Source organism: Bradyrhizobium sp. Cp5.3, assembly GCF_000426265.1.
Lineage (GTDB): Bacteria > Pseudomonadota > Alphaproteobacteria > Rhizobiales > Xanthobacteraceae > Bradyrhizobium > Bradyrhizobium neotropicale.
This window is the reverse complement of sequence record NZ_AUFA01000009.1, coordinates 105,394-121,475: the sequence shown is the minus strand read 5'-3', so window position 1 is coordinate 121,475 and position 16,082 is coordinate 105,394. Positions and strand designations below refer to the sequence as shown.

Genomic DNA, 16,082 nt, shown 5'->3' with positions numbered 1-16,082 from the left:
TGATGCCTGTCATTCCATTGACAGTCTCAAAGCTAGTCCTATTTTGGAAATCGTCAAGTTTCCTAAATCAGGGGAGCCGGTCATGACCGTCCACACCAGCCCGTCCAAGTCCGAAGCCACTGTGGTTCCAACGACTGCGCTAGAGGGCATTCTGCCCGCTCCGGCGTCCTCGGCTGTTCGTCAAAAGCTAAACTTTCGCAAGGTGTTGCTGGCGGGGGTGGCGGCGGTCGCGCTGGCGGGAGCGAGCTGGTACGGCTACGACTACTGGACGGTCGGCCGCTTCCTGGTCTCCACCGATGACGCCTATGTGAAGGCCGACAACACCACCATCGCGCCGAAGGTGAGTGGCTATCTCGACCGCGTCCTGGTCGGCGATAACGAGCATGTGAAAGCCGGCCAGGTGCTGGCGCGGATCGACAGCCGTGACTTCAAGGTCGCGCTCGACCAGGCCCGGGCCGATGTCGCCGCCGCGAACGCGACGGTGACGAGCAAGGAGGCCCAGCTCGAGGTGCAGCAGGCGGTAATCGCGGCGGCCAAGGCGACCATCGACGTCGACACCGCGTCAAAGAAATTCGCAAGCCAGGAGAACAAGCGCTACACCGACCTCGCCGCGACCGGCTATGGCAGCGTGCAGAATGCGCAGCAGGCGCAGGCGCGCGATGCCGGCGCGGACGCCGCGATCGCACGCGACAACGCCAATCTCGTCTCCGCCCTCAAGCAGGTGGACCTATTGAAGGCCGAGATCGTGCAAGCCAGGGCCGCGGCCGCGCGCGCCGTGGCGATCGAGCAGCAGGCCGAGCTCAATCTCAGCTACACCACGATCGTCGCCCCGCTCGACGGCGTCGTCGGCAACCGCACGCTCCGCGTCGGCCAGTATGTGCAGGCCGGAACCCAGTTGATGTCGATCGTGCCGGCCGAAGGCGCCTATGTGGTCGCCAATTTCAAGGAGACCCAGCTCACCAACGTGCACGCCGGGCAGACCGTCGAGATCGAGGTCGACACGTTCCCGGGCCAGATCGTGCACGGTCATGTCGATTCCATCGCGCCGGCCAGCGGCCAGGAGTTCGCGCTGCTGCCGCCGGACAACGCCACCGGCAATTTCACCAAGGTGGTGCAGCGCATCCCCGTCAAGATCGCGCTGGATGCCGAGACTACGCCAGCGATCGCGCTGCGGCCCGGCATGTCCGTGATTCCGACGATCGCAACGCGCTCAGCGCCGACCACGCAAGCGGCCGCGACGCCCAAGCCAGAGATCAAGGCGGAGATCAAGGTCAAGCCTGTTTCCGGAGGATCGTGCCATGTCAAACAGCCTCACACTATCGACGCAAATAGCCGCATCGCCGGCCGCGACGCCTGATCGCGCGGCCGTCGATCCGAACCGCGCGAGCGCCACGATCTGGGTCGCCGTGTTTGCGGCGATGATCGGCGCCTTCATGGCGATCCTGAATATCCAGATCACCAACGCTTCGCTGCTCAACATCGAAGGCGGCATCGGCACCGGCGTCGACAACGGATCATGGATCTCGACCTCCTACCTGATCGGCGAGATCATCGTCATTCCGCTGACCGACTACCTGTCGCGGGTGTTCTCCTTCCGCAACATCATGCTGAGCTTCGCGACGCTGTTCGCGGCATTCTCGGTCGCCTGTGCCTTCACCCACGATCTGCCGTCGATGATCGCGATGCGCGGCTTCCAGGGCTTCTTCGGCGGCGTCCTGATCCCGATGGCCTTCACGCTGGTCTTCACCAAGCTGCCGAAGGCCCAGCAGCCGATTGGGCTGGCGATGTTCTCTCTGGCCGTCACCTTTGCCCCGGCGATCGGCCCGACCATCGGCGGCTATCTCACCGAGAATTACGGCTGGCAGACCATCTTCTTCGTCAACGTCGTGCCCACCGCGGTGATGGTGATCACGCTGTTCTTCACGCTGGAGCGCCAGCCGCTGCAGCTCGGGCTGCTGCGTGAGGGCGACTGGTTCGGCATCGCGACCATGGCGGTCGGCCTCGCCTCCCTTCAGGCCGTGCTGGAGGAGGGCAACAAGGACGACTGGTTCGGCTCGCCCTTCATCGTCCGGCTTGCCGTCATCGCGGCGGTCAGCCTGACGCTGTTCATCTATAACGAGCTGGTGGTCGAAAAGCCGCTGCTGCGCCTGCGGCTGCTCACGCAGTGGAATTTCGGCGTCGGCACGATCGCCTCGGTGTTCCTCGGCTTCGCGCTGTTCGGCTCGGTCTATCTCCTGCCCGCCTATCTCGGCCAGGTGCAGGGCTACAATGCCGAGCAGATCGGCAACGTGCTGGCCTGGACCGGTCTGCCGCAGCTTCTGTTGATTCCGCTGGTGCCGAAGCTGATGCAACGGTTCGACACCCGCTACATCGCGGCAGTCGGCCTGCTCTTGTTCGCCGCGAGCTCATTCATGAATATCATGATGTCGCTCGACTATTCCGGCGATCAGTTCTTCGCCCCCAACGTCGTCCGCGCGATTGGCCAGGCGCTGACGCTGGCGCCGCTCTCCGCGCTCAGCCTCGGCAGCGTCGCGCCGCAGGATGCGCCCGCCGCCTCCGGCATTTCCAACATGATGCGCAATCTCGGCGGCGCGATCGGCACCGCCGTGCTCGCAACCATCGTCACCAAGCGCGAGCAGTTCCATTCCAACATCATCGGCCATTCGGTCACGCTCGGCCGCGAGGAGGTTCGCACCCGCATCGCGCAGCTCACCAACTACTTCATGGCGCACGGCGTGCCCGACCCCAACGCCGCGCGCGAGCAGGCGATCATCGCGCTCGGCAAGACCGTCAAGCGTCAGGCGCTGGTGATGGGCTATTCCGACACGTTTGCGGTGATCGGCGTGGTTCTGGTGCTGGCCGCTATCGCCGTGATGCTGATGCGGCGCGTGAAGGGGGCAGCCGGCGGACCGGCGCACTGAGGGCTTCGGTCCTCTCATATCCCTGATTAAACGTTTGCGCGGCCGTCTCACTTGACGGCTGCCTCACTTTGTGTTCCTTATTTGTTCTATCAATTATAGATTGTGGAAGAGGAGCAATTCATGAGCGATGCCCGGGCCGAGACCGTGCCGGCCCAACTCGTGTTCCATGGCGACGACGATACTCCGCATGAATTCATTATTGACCTGTTGCGCCGCGTCTTCGGCAAGTCGGAGAGCGAAGCAGCCTCCGTTGTGGCCGGCATCGAGAAGCATGCGACCGCCGTCTGTGGTCCCTATCCGCCGTCCGTCGCGGGCGCTCTGCTCGAATCTGCGCGGCAGCGTATAGCCTCCGCCGGCCATCCTCTCCTGATCACGAGCGAGACGGCGAGGTCCTGCTGCGAGCTTTGCGGCCAGCCTACCGCGCAATCGGAAGTGCAATTGATGGACCGTACAGTCTGGCTGTGCGCCGATTGCGTGCTTGCGGCAGCAACGGCATCCCAGGAGCTGCCCGAGGAGACGTTCAACTACGCATTCGGCGTCTTGAATTGGCATTTCGCCCACGTCCCGCGCAGCGAGCTCGTGACCACGGTGCGCCAGTTTCCCGGCCACATGCGGGCAGACGTCCAGGCCGCCATCGACAGACTGTTCGCATCACCGGTCCGGCTGTTCGGTCTCGCCGAAGACCGGCGTTACGAAACGCTATCCATGTCGAGATTGATGCAGAACGACAATTTCGCTGTGACGATCGCACCGCTTCAGTACAACGACGTGGACATCGGCGAACGAGCACCGGCCAAGTGCCTTGACAATGGTCTTTGGCTTTGCGCAGCGTCCGGCCTCCGCTACGCGGTGCTTCTGGCCATTCACCGGGAATATAGCCGTGAGATCGGCGTGCGGATCGAGGTCATGGTGCCGGCCGGGGCCGGTGGTGCGGCGCTTGTCCAGCAATGCTTCAGCGCGCTGGAGGACGCAGTGCAGGCCGCGCGCACCTATCGCGGCAAGATCCTCTCGCTCGATACCGATCCCGACTACCGCGGCCGCTCGCGCGCGATTACCGTGCACCGGCTTCCCTCGATCGGGCGTGACGAGGTGATCCTGCCCGAACAAACGTTGCGGCTGCTCGATCGCAACGTGCTGAACTTCGTGGGCACACGAGACATGCTGCGCCACCTCGGGCAGTCGACTCGCAAGGGAATTTTGCTTTACGGACCGCCCGGCACCGGCAAGACCCACACGATCCGCTATCTCGCGACACACTTGCCCGGGCATACGACGCTGATCATCGCCGCGGAGCAAATGGGCCTTCTCGGCGCCTATATGAGACTCGCGCGTTTGCTTCAGCCCTCGATGGTGGTGATCGAGGATGTCGATCTCATTGCCCGCGACCGTGACGACATGGGACCGTGCGAGGAAACCATGCTGAACAAGCTGCTCAATGAGATGGACGGGCTGAAGGAGGATGCGGACATCCTGTTCGTTCTGACCACCAACCGGCCGCGGGACCTCGAGGGCGCGCTCGCGGGTCGTCCGGGTCGCATCGACCAGGCCATCGAAGTTCCGCTTCCCGACGAGAGCGGCCGCAGCAAGCTGGTCCGGCTCTACGGCAAAGGATTGCCGCTCGAGGACGCGATCGTCGCTGAGGCTGCCCGGCGCAGCGAGGGCACGAGCTGTGCGTTCATCAAGGAATTGATGCGGCGGCTGGCGCAGGCCAGCCTCGCGCGCGATGGTGGCAACTCCGTCATCTCCGCCGACATCGACGAGGCACTCGACGACATGCTGTTCTCCGGCGGCCGGCTCAATGCGCGGCTGCTGGGCGGTGCGCAGCGGATGGCGGCGGGGTGAAGCCTGCCGCCATGGCCGTTCAGTCGAGCCTCACGGCGCGCAGGTGAAGCTCGACGCCTCCGTCACCGGGCCGCTCTTGTAGTGCGGCCATGTCGGCCAGCGGCACAGCGGCAGCGCGCGCAGCACTGCGAATGACGGCGCCTCGACCTTCTGCTCGGTGACCTCCAAGTCACCTGGCGCCTTGCCCTTCTCGACCCAGTCGACCAGCACGCTCAACATGTCGACATTGGCCGGCGCGCCGGAGCCGACATGGTCGACGCCCGGTGCGGTGTAGAGCCGCGCGAACTCCGCGGTCTCGGCCTTGCCGAGCTTGCGCTCGACGCTCTCGAAGTAGCGGATGCCGGCATAGGGGCTCTGCGCGTAGTCGGCCATATGCTCGAGCATGATCAGCCGGCTGCCGTGGGCGCGGAAGCGGCTGAGATCGGGATTGGTCGAGTCCATGAGGTTCGAGACCTCGAGCAGCCGCGCCTTGTGCTCCTCTACCTTGTAGGTGGTGACGTCAAGCTTGGGATCGCGCGCGAACACATATTGGATGCCGCCTGCGCCGTAGATCCAGGCGATGCCGTTGTTGGGCACAGGCGGCTGCGCCGGCGGCGCCGTGCCGAGCCACCATGCGACCCAGCCGCCGGTCGAGCCGGCAGCCGGCGTATCCTCGCCCGAAATACCCCAGCCCGGATAGTCGTCGAGACCGTTGGCGAGCGCGAACGGGAATTTGTAGGTCGCATGCAGCGTGTCGATCGCCTTGATCTGCGCGTCAGTCAGGCACTGGTCGCCACTCTGGCCGCTGGCACAGCGCAGCGTCTCGGCCTTGAACGCCGCCTTGCAGGCGACGGGATCCTGCACCAGCGCGTCATCGGAGCCATCGGCCTTGTCGCAAGCCGTACGCACGGCATCGCCCACGAGCTTCACCTGCGCCGGATTGATCCAGCCCGCGCCCATGGTCACGAGGCCCGAGCGCGTGCCGGCATGCTGCAGGCCGACCCAGTTGATCACGGGAACGCGCGAGAAGATGCCGTCGAAATCCTCCGGATAGCACTGCGCCATGGTGAGGCCTTCGCGGCCGCCTTCGGAGGAACCCATGAAGTACATCCTTTCGGGCCGCTTGCCGTAGGCGCGCTCCATCAGCGCGACGGCTGCATCGCGCACCTTCTTGTAGGCACGGTGCGCGAAATTCTCGAACGCTTCGTCGTTGAGCGCGAAGAGCTGCGGCGGCGCGCCGGGCTTGGATTCGTGGCCGGAGTCGGTGCCGTAGGTGACGAAGCCGCGCGCCAGCGGCGACGGCTTGTCGAAGGGATAGGCAGGCGGCAGCGCAAGGCCGGTGATCAGCACGCCATTGAAGCCACCGCCGCCATACTGCACGGACCGCCCGTTCCACTCGACCGGCAGGTTGACCTGGAACTTGATCGGCGGTGCTTCGGGATCAGTCGGCTCGATGTGCCCAAGCACCTTGCAGTAGGCGGGATTGGCCGGCGTGACGCGCCCTGACGGCGTCGGTCCGCGCTCCGCAACAGCGAGCTGCGACGGCGCCTGCAACGTTGCGGCATCGATCTTCACCGCATCGCCGCCGCCGGCGAGGCTCTTGCAGACCGTGTCGGCCTCCTGCGGCAACGTCGCCGCAAATGCGGCGTTCATGCCAAGCATGATTATCGCGCCCGCGAGCCATGCACACAGTCTCGCATCCATTCGCGCCATCGTTTCCACCCTCTTCATTCTTATCCGGTCCAACGGGAGGCGCGCATTGAATGCGACCATTAATGGCCCGTCAATTCATTGACATCCGCGTCCAGGCTAGAACGATCCCAGCGTGCCGCCCAATACGATCACGACCACCAGCGCCAGCAACGATGTCACGATGCCCACCATCACGATGTCGAAATAACTGTCGCGATGCGTCAGGCCGCAGATCGCGAGCAGGCTGACCACCGCACCGTTATGCGGCAGGATGTCCAGCGTCCCCGATCCGATCACCGCGACGCGATGCATCAAGCCGAGATCGATCCCGGTGCGCGTGGCAAGCTCGACATAGGTCTGGCCGAGCGCATCGAGCGCGATGGTCAGGCCACCCGATGCCGACCCGGTCAATGCGGCCAGGATGTTGGTTGCGACTGCCAGCGACACCAGCGGGCCGCCTTCGATCGCGAGCACCCAGTCACGCACCACGGTGAAGGCCGGCAGCGCGGCGACGACCGCGCCGAAGCCGACGAGGCTCGCGACACTCAGCGCCGGCAGGACCGACGCATTGGCGCCGGCGTCCATGGTCTGCCGCAACGCCGGCAGCCGGGTCCAGTTCAGCACGATGGTCGCGAGGATGGCGGCAGCCAGCGCGACCGAGACCGACCACACACCTGCGACTGCGGCCAACGACGTGCTGCCGAAACGCGGCTCGGCGAGATAGCTGACGTCGAGCCGCGGCAGCACCACGAGCGACATCGTGAGATTGACGGCGACCACGACGATCAGCGGCACGATGGCGCTCGCGACCGGCGACGGCGAACCGCTGCGATGGCCGCGCTTCAGCTCCGCCGGGTCGAACTCCCGCGCCGTGGTTGCGCGTTCGCGCACGAACTCGTCGGCGGCGGCGCGCTCAGTCGCATCCTCCGTGTCCTCGCCATAGCCCTCGCCGGCGCGGCGCGCGGCAGCCTCGGCGCGACGCAGCCACCACAATCCCGTCGCGAGCATGACGAGCGAAGCGAGAATGCCAAGGCCAGGCGCGGCAAACGGCGTCGTGCCGAAGAACGGCATCGGGATGGCGTTCTGGATCGACGGCGTGCCTGGCAACGCGGACATGGTGAAGGTCGACGTGCCCAGCACGATCGCGGCCGGTATCAGCCGGCGCGGAATCGCGGCGGCTCGGAACAGGGACCGGGCCATCGGTGCGATGACGAAGAACGCGACGAACAGGCTGACGCCGCCATAGGTGACCATCGCGCCGGCCAGCACGACCGCCAGCACCACACGCCGCTCACCGAGTCGCTCCGCCATGAAGCCGGCGACCGCAGTGACGGCACCACTGTCGTCCATCAGCTTGCCGAAGACAGCGCCGAGCAGAAAGATCGGAAAGAACTGCGCCAGGAAGCCGGCCGCACTCGCCATGAAGACCTGCGTCAGGTTCGCAAGCAGCGGCTCGCCGCCGAACAGCGCGGCAACGAGCGCGGCGAACGGCGCGAGCAAGAGGACGCTCCAGCCGCGAAAGGCGAACACCACGAGCAGGCCGAGCCCGACGAGAAGGCCGAGAAGACCCATGCCTCAGCACTCCGTCAGCAGAACATCGAGATCGGCGGTCGAGCGCCGGCCGACGTCCATGCCATGCTCGTCGAGAAACGCCTGCGCAGCCAGCCGTCCCTCGGACCGGAGCATCGAGACGAATTCCCACTCCGCATTGAGCTTCGAGGATGCACCGAACTTCGCCAGCATGTCGCTCTTGATCCGATGCGTCCGCATCTTCGCCCAGCGCGCGCCCTCGCCGCTGCCGGGATCGGCCGCCTGGCGCAGCAGCGCGATCATGCGCAGCTCCTTCATCAGCGGCGAGTTGAAGGAAATCTCGTTGAGGCGGTTGAGGATCTCCGCCGCCGTCCGCGGCTCCTCCGGCCGCTCCGTCGGATTGATCTGCACCAGAATGGTGTCGCAGGCGTCGCTTTCGCGCACCAGCGGCGTGATCGTCGGGTTGCCGGCGAAGCCGCCATCCCAATAGGGCTCGCCATCGATCTCGATCGCCCGGAACATGGTCGGCAGGCAGGCCGACGCCAGCAGCACGTCGGCGGTGATCTCGGCGTTGCGGAAGATGCGGCCGCGCCCGGTCCGCACACGCGTCGCGGTGATGAACAGCTTTATCGGCGAGCGCGCGAGGCGCTCGAAGTCGATGCTCTCGGCCAGCACCGCGCGCAGCGGATTGTAGCCGGTCGGATTGAGATCATAGGGCGAGAGCACCCGCGACATCAGATCGGTGAGGATGTAGGCGGGCGATGTATCGAGCGTCCAGCGCCCCATCAGCCGGTCGAGCGGCGAGCGCTGCAGCGGGCTGAAGGCGGCGGCCCGCGAGACACGGCGCCAGTATTGCTCCAGCGCGTCACGCGCGCCTTCGGCGCCACCGGCGGTCCAGCCATCCGCCAATACCGCCGCGTTCATCGCACCCGCGGACGTGCCGGAGATAGCGGCAATCTCGATCCATTTCTCTTCGAGGAGACGGTCGAGCGCGCCCCAGGCGAACGCGCCATGCGAGCCGCCGCCCTGAAGTGCGAGATCAATCAGTACGGCGTCCCGTTCCATCGGCACCACGCAACTGAAGCTCAAATTCGACGCGTTTTATAACACGCCGAGGATGACAGCAGTGTAGAGAGCCGTGGCCGCTCGATGCAACCGGAACGTGACGGTCCCGCCGTCTAATGCTCGAATACCAGCCGTGCGCCGACGGTGCCTTCGAGGGCGCGAATCTGCTCGAGCAGCGTGCCCGAATCCTGGCCGCCGAGGTCGGCATCGAGCACGACGTAGCCGAGGTCACCGGCGGTCTCCAGATATTGCGCGGCGATGTTGATGTCGCGCTGGAGGAACACCTCGTTCAGCCGGCGCAGCATGCCCGGCACGTTGCGATGGACGTGGCTGAAGCGGGCGCCGGAGGGGCGCAGATGCAGCTGCACCTCCGGGAAATTCACAGCCCCCATGGTCGAGCCGGTGATGAAATAATCGACGAGCTTGCGCGCCACCTCGCCGCCGATCCGCTCCTGCGCCTCCTCGGTCGAGCCGCCGATATGCGGGGTGAGGATGACGTTGCCGAGGCCCTGCACCGGGCTCTTGAATCGGTCGGCATTCGACGAAGGCTCGACCGGAAACACATCGATGGCGGCACCGGCGAGGTGACCGTCACGCAAGGCACCGGCGAGCGCATCGAGATCGACGACGGTGCCGCGGCTGTTGTTGATCAGGAACGAGCCCGGCTTCATCGCCCGCAGCTCCCTCTCGCCGATCATGCCGGCGGTCTCCGGCGTCTCCGGCACGTGCAGGCTGACCACGTCGCTCTGCGCCAGCAGCTCCTCCAGCTTCTCGACCGGCTCGGTATTGCCATGGCGGAGCTTGTCGGTGCGGTCGAAGTAGATCACCCGCATGCCCATGGCTTCCGCCAGCGTCGAAAGCTGCGAACCGATATTGCCATAGCCGATGATGCCGAGGGTGCGGCCCCGCACCTCGCGGCTGCCGGTCGCCGACTTGTCCCAGCCGCCTTCATGCGCCGATACCGAGCGCGGAAAAATCTGCCGCAGCAGCATCACGATCTCACCGATCACCAGCTCGGCGACGCTGCGCGTGTTGGAGAACGGCGCATTGAACACGGGAATGCCGCGCTTTCGCGCCGCCAAAAGATCGACCTGGTTGGTGCCGACGCTGAAGCAGCCGACCGCCAGGAGCTGGTCGGCGGCCTCCAGCACCTCCTCGGTGATCTGCGTGCGCGAGCGGATGCCGAGCAGCGACACGCCCTTCAGCGCCTGCCGCAGCGCCTCCCCGTCCAGCGCCTTGGTCAGGCGTTCGACATTGGTGAAGCCCGCGCTCCTGAACAGGTCCACGGCGCTGTCATTGACGCCTTCAAGCAGCAGCGCCTTCGCGTTCCGCTCGGGGTTTTGACCTGGGGCCGGCATAGGATCTCCGTAAGTAACAGCTTTGCCGCAGCTCATAGACCGCGGAGGAGACGCAGCACAATAGGCTTTGGATGTGGGGAGAAGATGGCCGGGTGGTAGGTGGCTTGGTGTACCAGACCCGTCATCCTGAGGTGCGAGCCATGCGACGCGAAACGTCGCGTGGGGAGCCTCGAAGGATGAACGGCCCCGATGCGGCCGGGCCGTCGCCCTTCGAGGGCCGCTGAAGAAGCGGCCACCTCAGGGGTGACGGTGAGAGATCAATGCTCGCGGTAAGGAACCCTCCCGCCCGCCGTCAAATCACGTAAAACCCGTGCGTGCCGTCGCGGCGGAGCTGCTCGACGAGGCCGTATTCCCAGTCGAGATAGGCCTGCATCGCGCGCTCGGCGACGTCTGTGCCCTCATAGGGACGGCGGTAGCGATGCGCCGGATCGGGCTTCGGCAGGACGCGCGGCGGTCCGATCTCGAGCGCGCCATCATAGCCGCCTTCGAGCACATAGACCTCCCAGCCCATCTGCGCGAGCCAGGACGCGGTCATGTCGGCACGGACGCCCTTGTCGTCGGTCAAGAGAATGCGCGCGCCGCGCACGGGCGCGGCCATGTCGGTCTCCTGGACAAGCTGGCCGCCCGGATAGTGACGGAAGCCCGGGATGTGGCCGGCCGCATATTCCTCCGCGTCGCGCACGTCGAACCGATAGAGCGTACGACCGGTCTGCGCGACGAGCGCGGCCGCCTCGCCGGCGCCGATGCGGCGGACGCCGGCGCGATAGGCAACGTCACGCGCGTTCGCCGGGCCGCCTTCGAACGGGCCGATGGCGCCGCGCCGGTCCGAGCCGTGATCGAGCGTATGTCGCGCCAGCGTCCAGCCGATCGTGCCGTTGCGCAGCGCCCGCACCTTGTTGGGCACGCCGGCATTGATCAGCGACTGGGTACCGATGATCGAGCGCGTGCGGCCGGCGCAATTGACGATGATGGTGGTGTCGGGATCGGGCGCGGCGCGCCCCGCCCGCAGCACCAGCTCCGCGCCGGGCACGCTGACCGAGCCCGGGATGTTCATGGTTGCGTATTCGTCGAAACGGCGGACGTCGAGGATGGCAATGTTGGCCTTGTCGGCGATCAGCTTTGCGACCTCGTCGGCGCCGAGCGAGGGCGTGTGGCGGCGCGCCTCGACCAGCTCACCAAAGGCCTTGCAATAGGAATTGACGTCCTCGAACACTTCAAGGCCCGCCGCGCGCCACGCCCTCAGCCCGCCGTCGAGCGCACGAACGTTGGTGTAACCAAGCGCGGCAAGGCGTTCGGCGCCCGCAGCAACCAGCCCTTCGCCGTCATCATGGAGCACGACCGGCACATCTTTGCGCGGCAGTCTCATCTCGGCTTCGATCGCGATCCTGTCCACGGCCATGTTGGCGGCGAACAGCGGATGGCCGGTCGCAAAAGCCGCCTCAAACCTGAGATCGAGCAGCGCGATCTCCTCGCGCAGCAGCAGCGCGCGGCGGATGTCGGCGGGAGTGACGGTCTGAAGCGTCATGGCATGAACCTCGAAAGGACGAGCCAGGAGCTTTTGAACGATAGTCGGGGCGTTGGCTAGCCACTCCGCTGCATATTGTTGATCGCCGGTTCGCCTCAGCCCGCGGCGGCCACCTGCTTCTCGATGATGCTCGCCACCCGGACCGGGGTCTCGAGCATGGAGTAGTGACCGGCGTCTTCGATCGTCTCGAACGTCACGCGCGGATAGGCCAGCGCAAAGGCGTTGCGCGAGGGATCGCCGCGATAGAACACGATGTCGAGCCCACCGTTCACCACATGCAGGGGCGCGGCAAGCCCGTGTGTCTCGCCCGTGATGGCGGAACTCGTGAACATCTTCAGATAGCCGCGCATCGCCTCGAGCGTCGCCGCGCCGCGCGCGATGGCGAGCTTGCGCTGCAGCCAGCCGGCACCGTAGCGGCTGGAGGTGCGGGCCGTGATCGCACGCGCGGCCGCCTCGTCCTCGTCGATCACGGCGTTGAGTGCCTTCATCGCGGCCTCGTCGGCACGGAAGCCGGTGGGCGGCACCGGCGAGAACAGCGTCACGCTCTGGACCCGGCCCGGCGCCTGGAGCGCAATCTTCTGCGCCACCAGCCCGGACATCGAATGCCCGACAAGATGGAAACGGGCGGTCGAGAGGCCATCGGCGGTGCGCAGCACGTCCGCGACGGCTTCATCCAGCGTGTAGCTCCCACTCATCCCGCGCGACCAGCCGTAGCCGCGGAGGTCCATGAACACTAGCGAGTGGCGGGCGAGATCGACATAGGGCAGCACCGGCTCCCAGTTGACGTGGTCGCCGAGCCATTCGTGCAGCACCACGCAGACCGCAGGACCGTCGCCAATACGGCAATGGCCAAGCCGGCCGTCGCTCGCCAGCTGCGGCACCGGCCATGGCGATGGCGCCATCATCGGAGTGGGCTTTGCGCCCTGAGCCACAACCGGCGTCGCGGCGATGGCGGCAGTGGCGGTCAATCCCAGCCCCTTCAGAAGATTGCGGCGTTGCATGTATTTCCCCCCGCGCCTTATTCCGACCGGCGCGCTTGCCTGATAGCGCACACGCCTCACGCGGGGAAAATTGATTTCTGCAATGGCTTCATTGATAAATCTGATTTTGACTGAGCCCTTGCGCCGGGTTCGTATCCGGCGACGCCTCTTTCGGAGTTCGCCCATGCCGACGACCCTCGACATCGACACGCTGCGGTCCCTGATCGCGATTGTCGACCTCAAGAGTTTTTCGCGCGCCGCCGAGCAGCTGGGGCGATCGCAATCCGCAATCAGCCTTCAGATCGCCCGGCTCGAAGGCCTGGTCGGCCATCCCGTGCTGGAGCGGGCGCGCGGGCGAGTGCTCGGCCCGACGGCAAAGGGCGAGGAGCTGATCGCACATGCGCGAGAGATCATCGCGCTCAACGAACGCGCGATTGCCGCGATGCGCCGGCCGAGGGCGGGCGGGCAGATCAGGCTCGGCATGCCCGCAGATTTTCTCGAGCGTGATTTCTCGTCGACCCTCGGCGAAATCCGCTCGCGCTTCCCGGATGCTCAGCTCGCGCTGCGGACCGACCTGTCGGCGCGGCTCGCCGAAGACGTCGGCCACGGCCGGCTCGATCTCGCCTTCTACAAGCGCACCCCGTCGAATGCCGATGACGCCGCGATCGCGTTCGAGCCGATGACCTGGTTTGGCAAGGCGACGTCTTGTTCCGATGATGCCGTTCCGCTGGTCGCATTCGCCGATGGCTGCGCTTATCGCAGCGAAGCGCTGCGCAGCCTGCGGCTCCTCGGACGCGAATGGACCATCGCCTGCGAGGCCCGCAGCCTCACTGCACTGATCGCCGCCGTCAAGGCTGGCCTCGGCTATGCCGCCCTGCCGGTCAGACTCGGCGAGCGCAAGGCGCTGCCGCATGCCAGCGACCTAGCGGAACTGCCGCAGCTCAACGCCGTCGAGCTTGCCCTTGGCATCGCTAGAGGCTGCAACCTGCCGTTCGCCCGTGCGATCGGCAGCATCATCGCGCAGCGCTGCGCGCTGGCGTGATGGCCGCAACTTGCGGCGCGACATATAGAGCAAGACGCCGGTAACGGCGAACAGCGGCATCAGCGCCGCGGCGAGCATGAACGCGAGCTTGCCTGGCCAGCCCAGGATTGCGCCGCGGTGGAGGTCGTACACGCTCGCGATGATCTTCTCGCCGAACGTCTTGTCGACATAACGCTCCGCGGAGACCATCTGGCCGGTGACCGCGTCGATGCGAAATTCGTCGCGCGAGGCCTCGAGCGTAGCCTCCTTCCCCCATGACCTGATCCGGATCACCGTCCCGGGCCCGGCAGGCAGCGTCAGCAAGGCTCTGGAGAAGCGATCACCCTCTTCGTGCAGAAAAGCCGACCAGGCTCGATCAAATCCCACCGCCGGCACCGGCTCGCGCGGGACGGCTGCGCGCGGTGCCCTCGGCTGCATCTTCGCCGCGGCAGCCTCCGGCCGCGACAGAAGCCAGACCACGCCATCCTTGTACCAGTCGAACGAGTACCAGAGCCCCGTCAGCGTCATCACCAGGTAGATCGGTAGCACCCAGGTGCCGATCACGGCATGCAGCGATCGGTGCAGGCCGCGGCCGCTGAGCCCGAGATTTGGCTTCAGCCACATCTTGACGCTGCTCGCGCGGCGCGGCCAGCGCAGCACGAGGCCCGACACGAGCATGACGATCAGGCTAAGCGCCACGATGCCGGTGATCGGGCGTCCCCAGCCCTTGGCATCGCCGGGGATCAGCAGCCACCGATGCAGCCTGCGGACGATGGCAAAGAATTCCTCGCCGCGCGGCACGCCCAGCACGCGCGCGTCATAGGGATCGACATAGAGCGAAGCCGGCCGCCCGCCCTGCTCGTCCCGGGCGAAGCGGATATGCACGGCCGCGGACGGATCGCTCGACAGCGTGACGGCGGCGACCTTGCCGACATCCTGCGCCGCCTTCAGCCGCGCGACCAGTTCGTCCGGCATCAGCACCGGCGCCGTGCGCGGCGCGACCCGCATCATCCCCGCATTCAGATGATCGACGATCTCGTCCTCAAAGCTCATGATCGCGCCGGTCAGCGCGATCAGGGTAAGCAGCAGCGCGAGCACGAGGCCCACGACGGAATGGACCTGAAGCAGGCCGGCCTTGATCGTATGCCCGAGCCTACTCATCGAAACCCACCTTCCTGATGAGCGCGATCGCGGCTTGCTGATGGCTTGCGACCTGATCGATCGGCAACGCTTCGGCCGTGAACGATCCGATCTCAGCGACAATCGGAGCCGGCTCCGCCGCCGCAAGCACGGGATATTCGAGCTCGGCGGCTGCAAAGATCCGCTGCGCCTCGGGCGCGACAAGGAATTCGATGAATTTCTGTGCCAACGCTGGATGCGGCGCGTGTTTTGCGATCGCCGCACCGGTGAGATTCACATGCGTGCCGCCGCCCTTGAACACTGTCGGAACCGCCCTGACCGCCATCGCCCAGGCACGCCAGTCGGCGCCGTCCCGTCCATCGCGCAACTGCGCCAGCGCCACTGTGTTGCCGATGCCGATCTCGCAACGTCCTTGCGCGATCTCGCGGATCACATCGTTGTCCTTGTCAACCGGCTTGTGGACGAGATTGGCTTTCAGACCGGCGAGCCACGCTTCCGTCGCGGCCTCGCCGTGATGGGCGAGATAGGCCGCCACCAGGGCGACGTTGTTCTGATGCAGAGGCGAGCGCATGCACAGTTTGCCCTGCCATTGCGGGCTCGCGAGGTCTTCATAGTCGATTGCCGCCAGCGCACTGTCCTTGCGCGCCAGCACGACGCGCGGACGAACGGAGACGGCGAACCATTGCGCGCCGTCCCCGCGCAGATTTGACGGAACGGCCTGCTCGACGCGCGGCGATACGAGCGCCTGGGTCAGACCGCGGCTGGAGAGCTGCGTGGTCTTGTCCAGGCCGATCGTCATCAGGACGTCCGCAGGCGACGCTTCGCCCTCGGACACGAGGCGTTTGACGAGACTATCCTCGACGAAGACGACATTCACCTTGACGCCGGTCTCTTCCGTGAACGCCGTGACCGCAGGCGCGACCAGGGCAGCCTCCCTGCTCGAATAGAGCGTGATCTCCTCGCCGCGGCTCGCACCCGCGGTGGCAGCACAGACAGACGCCAGCGCAATCAGAACTGCCAAGGCTTTAT

Annotated in this window: 12 protein-coding genes; 4 read left to right on the top strand and 8 right to left on the bottom strand. The window is 66.0% G+C overall.

The window, feature by feature from the left end; genetic code table 11:
* The first annotated feature begins 82 nt into the window (after positions 1-82).
* The 3 genes from K289_RS0114500 (at position 83) to K289_RS0114490 (ending at position 4,763) form a co-directional block, all read left to right on the top strand.
* Complete coding sequence (locus K289_RS0114500; protein ID WP_035684742.1) at positions 83-1,357, top strand: HlyD family secretion protein; 1,275 nt, start codon at positions 83-85, stop codon at positions 1,355-1,357.
* Positions 1,299-2,921 (top strand): MDR family MFS transporter, encoded by a 1,623-nt coding sequence (locus K289_RS0114495; RefSeq protein WP_027552184.1) that lies wholly within the window; start codon positions 1,299-1,301, stop codon positions 2,919-2,921. Before K289_RS0114500 ends, K289_RS0114495 begins: the two co-directional genes overlap by 59 nt.
* Before the next feature lie 120 nt (positions 2,922-3,041).
* Complete coding sequence (locus K289_RS0114490) at positions 3,042-4,763, top strand: ATP-dependent Clp protease adaptor ClpS (protein WP_027552183.1); 1,722 nt, start codon at positions 3,042-3,044, stop codon at positions 4,761-4,763.
* A gap of 30 nt (positions 4,764-4,793) precedes the next feature.
* On the opposite strand, the gene K289_RS0114485 is transcribed toward K289_RS0114490, so the two are convergent.
* The 6 genes from K289_RS0114485 to K289_RS0114460 all read right to left on the bottom strand — a co-directional run bounded on the left by K289_RS0114485 (position 4,794) and on the right by K289_RS0114460 (position 12,913).
* A complete protein-coding gene (locus tag K289_RS0114485; protein WP_371260813.1) occupies positions 4,794-6,404 on the bottom strand; it encodes a tannase/feruloyl esterase family alpha/beta hydrolase in 1,611 nt (536 codons plus the stop codon).
* A 147-nt stretch (positions 6,405-6,551) separates the two neighbouring features.
* A complete protein-coding gene (locus tag K289_RS0114480) occupies positions 6,552-8,006 on the bottom strand; it encodes a GntP family permease (protein ID WP_027552181.1) in 1,455 nt (484 codons plus the stop codon).
* Positions 8,007-8,009: 3 nt separating this feature from the next.
* Positions 8,010-9,029 (bottom strand): patatin-like phospholipase family protein, encoded by a 1,020-nt coding sequence (locus K289_RS0114475; RefSeq protein WP_027552180.1) that lies wholly within the window; start codon positions 9,027-9,029, stop codon positions 8,010-8,012.
* Positions 9,030-9,142: 113 nt separating this feature from the next.
* The gene (gene serA, locus K289_RS0114470) at positions 9,143-10,387 is read right to left on the bottom strand and encodes a phosphoglycerate dehydrogenase (protein ID WP_027552179.1); all 1,245 of its coding nucleotides are present in this window, start codon (positions 10,385-10,387) and stop codon (positions 9,143-9,145) included.
* Between the two features lie 292 nt (positions 10,388-10,679).
* Positions 10,680-11,912 (bottom strand): rhodanese-like domain-containing protein, encoded by a 1,233-nt coding sequence (locus K289_RS0114465; protein ID WP_027552178.1) that lies wholly within the window; start codon positions 11,910-11,912, stop codon positions 10,680-10,682.
* 95 nt (positions 11,913-12,007) lie between these two features.
* A complete protein-coding gene (locus K289_RS0114460) occupies positions 12,008-12,913 on the bottom strand; it encodes an alpha/beta fold hydrolase (RefSeq protein ID WP_198024704.1) in 906 nt (301 codons plus the stop codon).
* A 163-nt stretch (positions 12,914-13,076) separates the two neighbouring features.
* Here K289_RS0114460 and K289_RS50410 point away from each other — a divergent pair, with 163 nt between their 5' ends.
* Positions 13,077-13,934 carry a LysR family transcriptional regulator gene (locus K289_RS50410; RefSeq protein WP_051310573.1) on the top strand — a complete coding sequence of 286 codons (858 nt, stop codon included), beginning with the start codon at positions 13,077-13,079 and terminating at the stop codon, positions 13,932-13,934.
* Here K289_RS50410 and K289_RS44375 read toward each other — a convergent pair.
* Together K289_RS44375 and K289_RS0114445 are read right to left on the bottom strand one after the other, a co-directional pair.
* Positions 13,815-15,074, bottom strand: a complete 1,260-nt coding sequence (locus K289_RS44375) for a PepSY domain-containing protein (RefSeq protein ID WP_084788610.1) — start codon at positions 15,072-15,074, stop codon at positions 13,815-13,817. The two genes, K289_RS50410 and K289_RS44375, sit on opposite strands and share 120 nt — an antisense overlap.
* Positions 15,067-16,074, bottom strand: a complete 1,008-nt coding sequence (locus K289_RS0114445) for an extracellular solute-binding protein (RefSeq protein WP_245283914.1) — start codon at positions 16,072-16,074, stop codon at positions 15,067-15,069. Before K289_RS0114445 ends, K289_RS44375 begins: the two co-directional genes overlap by 8 nt.
* Between the last annotated feature and the right edge of the window lie 8 nt (positions 16,075-16,082).

Coding starts and splice junctions, on each gene's coding strand:
- K289_RS0114500 (WP_035684742.1), top strand. CDS start 83: ATGACCGTCCACACCAGCCCGTCCAAGTCCGAAGCCACTGTGGTTCCA.
- K289_RS0114495 (WP_027552184.1), top strand. CDS start 1,299: ATGTCAAACAGCCTCACACTATCGACGCAAATAGCCGCATCGCCGGCC.
- K289_RS50410 (WP_051310573.1), top strand. CDS start 13,077: ATGCCGACGACCCTCGACATCGACACGCTGCGGTCCCTGATCGCGATT.
- K289_RS0114475 (WP_027552180.1), bottom strand. CDS start 9,029: ATGGAACGGGACGCCGTACTGATTGATCTCGCACTTCAGGGCGGCGGC.
- K289_RS0114485 (WP_371260813.1), bottom strand. CDS start 6,404: ATGCTTGGCATGAACGCCGCATTTGCGGCGACGTTGCCGCAGGAGGCC.
- K289_RS0114460 (WP_198024704.1), bottom strand. CDS start 12,913: ATGCAACGCCGCAATCTTCTGAAGGGGCTGGGATTGACCGCCACTGCC.
- serA (WP_027552179.1), bottom strand. CDS start 10,387: ATGCCGGCCCCAGGTCAAAACCCCGAGCGGAACGCGAAGGCGCTGCTG.
- K289_RS0114480 (WP_027552181.1), bottom strand. CDS start 8,006: ATGGGTCTTCTCGGCCTTCTCGTCGGGCTCGGCCTGCTCGTGGTGTTC.
- K289_RS44375 (WP_084788610.1), bottom strand. CDS start 15,074: ATGAGTAGGCTCGGGCATACGATCAAGGCCGGCCTGCTTCAGGTCCAT.
- K289_RS0114465 (WP_027552178.1), bottom strand. CDS start 11,912: ATGACGCTTCAGACCGTCACTCCCGCCGACATCCGCCGCGCGCTGCTG.
- K289_RS0114490 (WP_027552183.1), top strand. CDS start 3,042: ATGAGCGATGCCCGGGCCGAGACCGTGCCGGCCCAACTCGTGTTCCAT.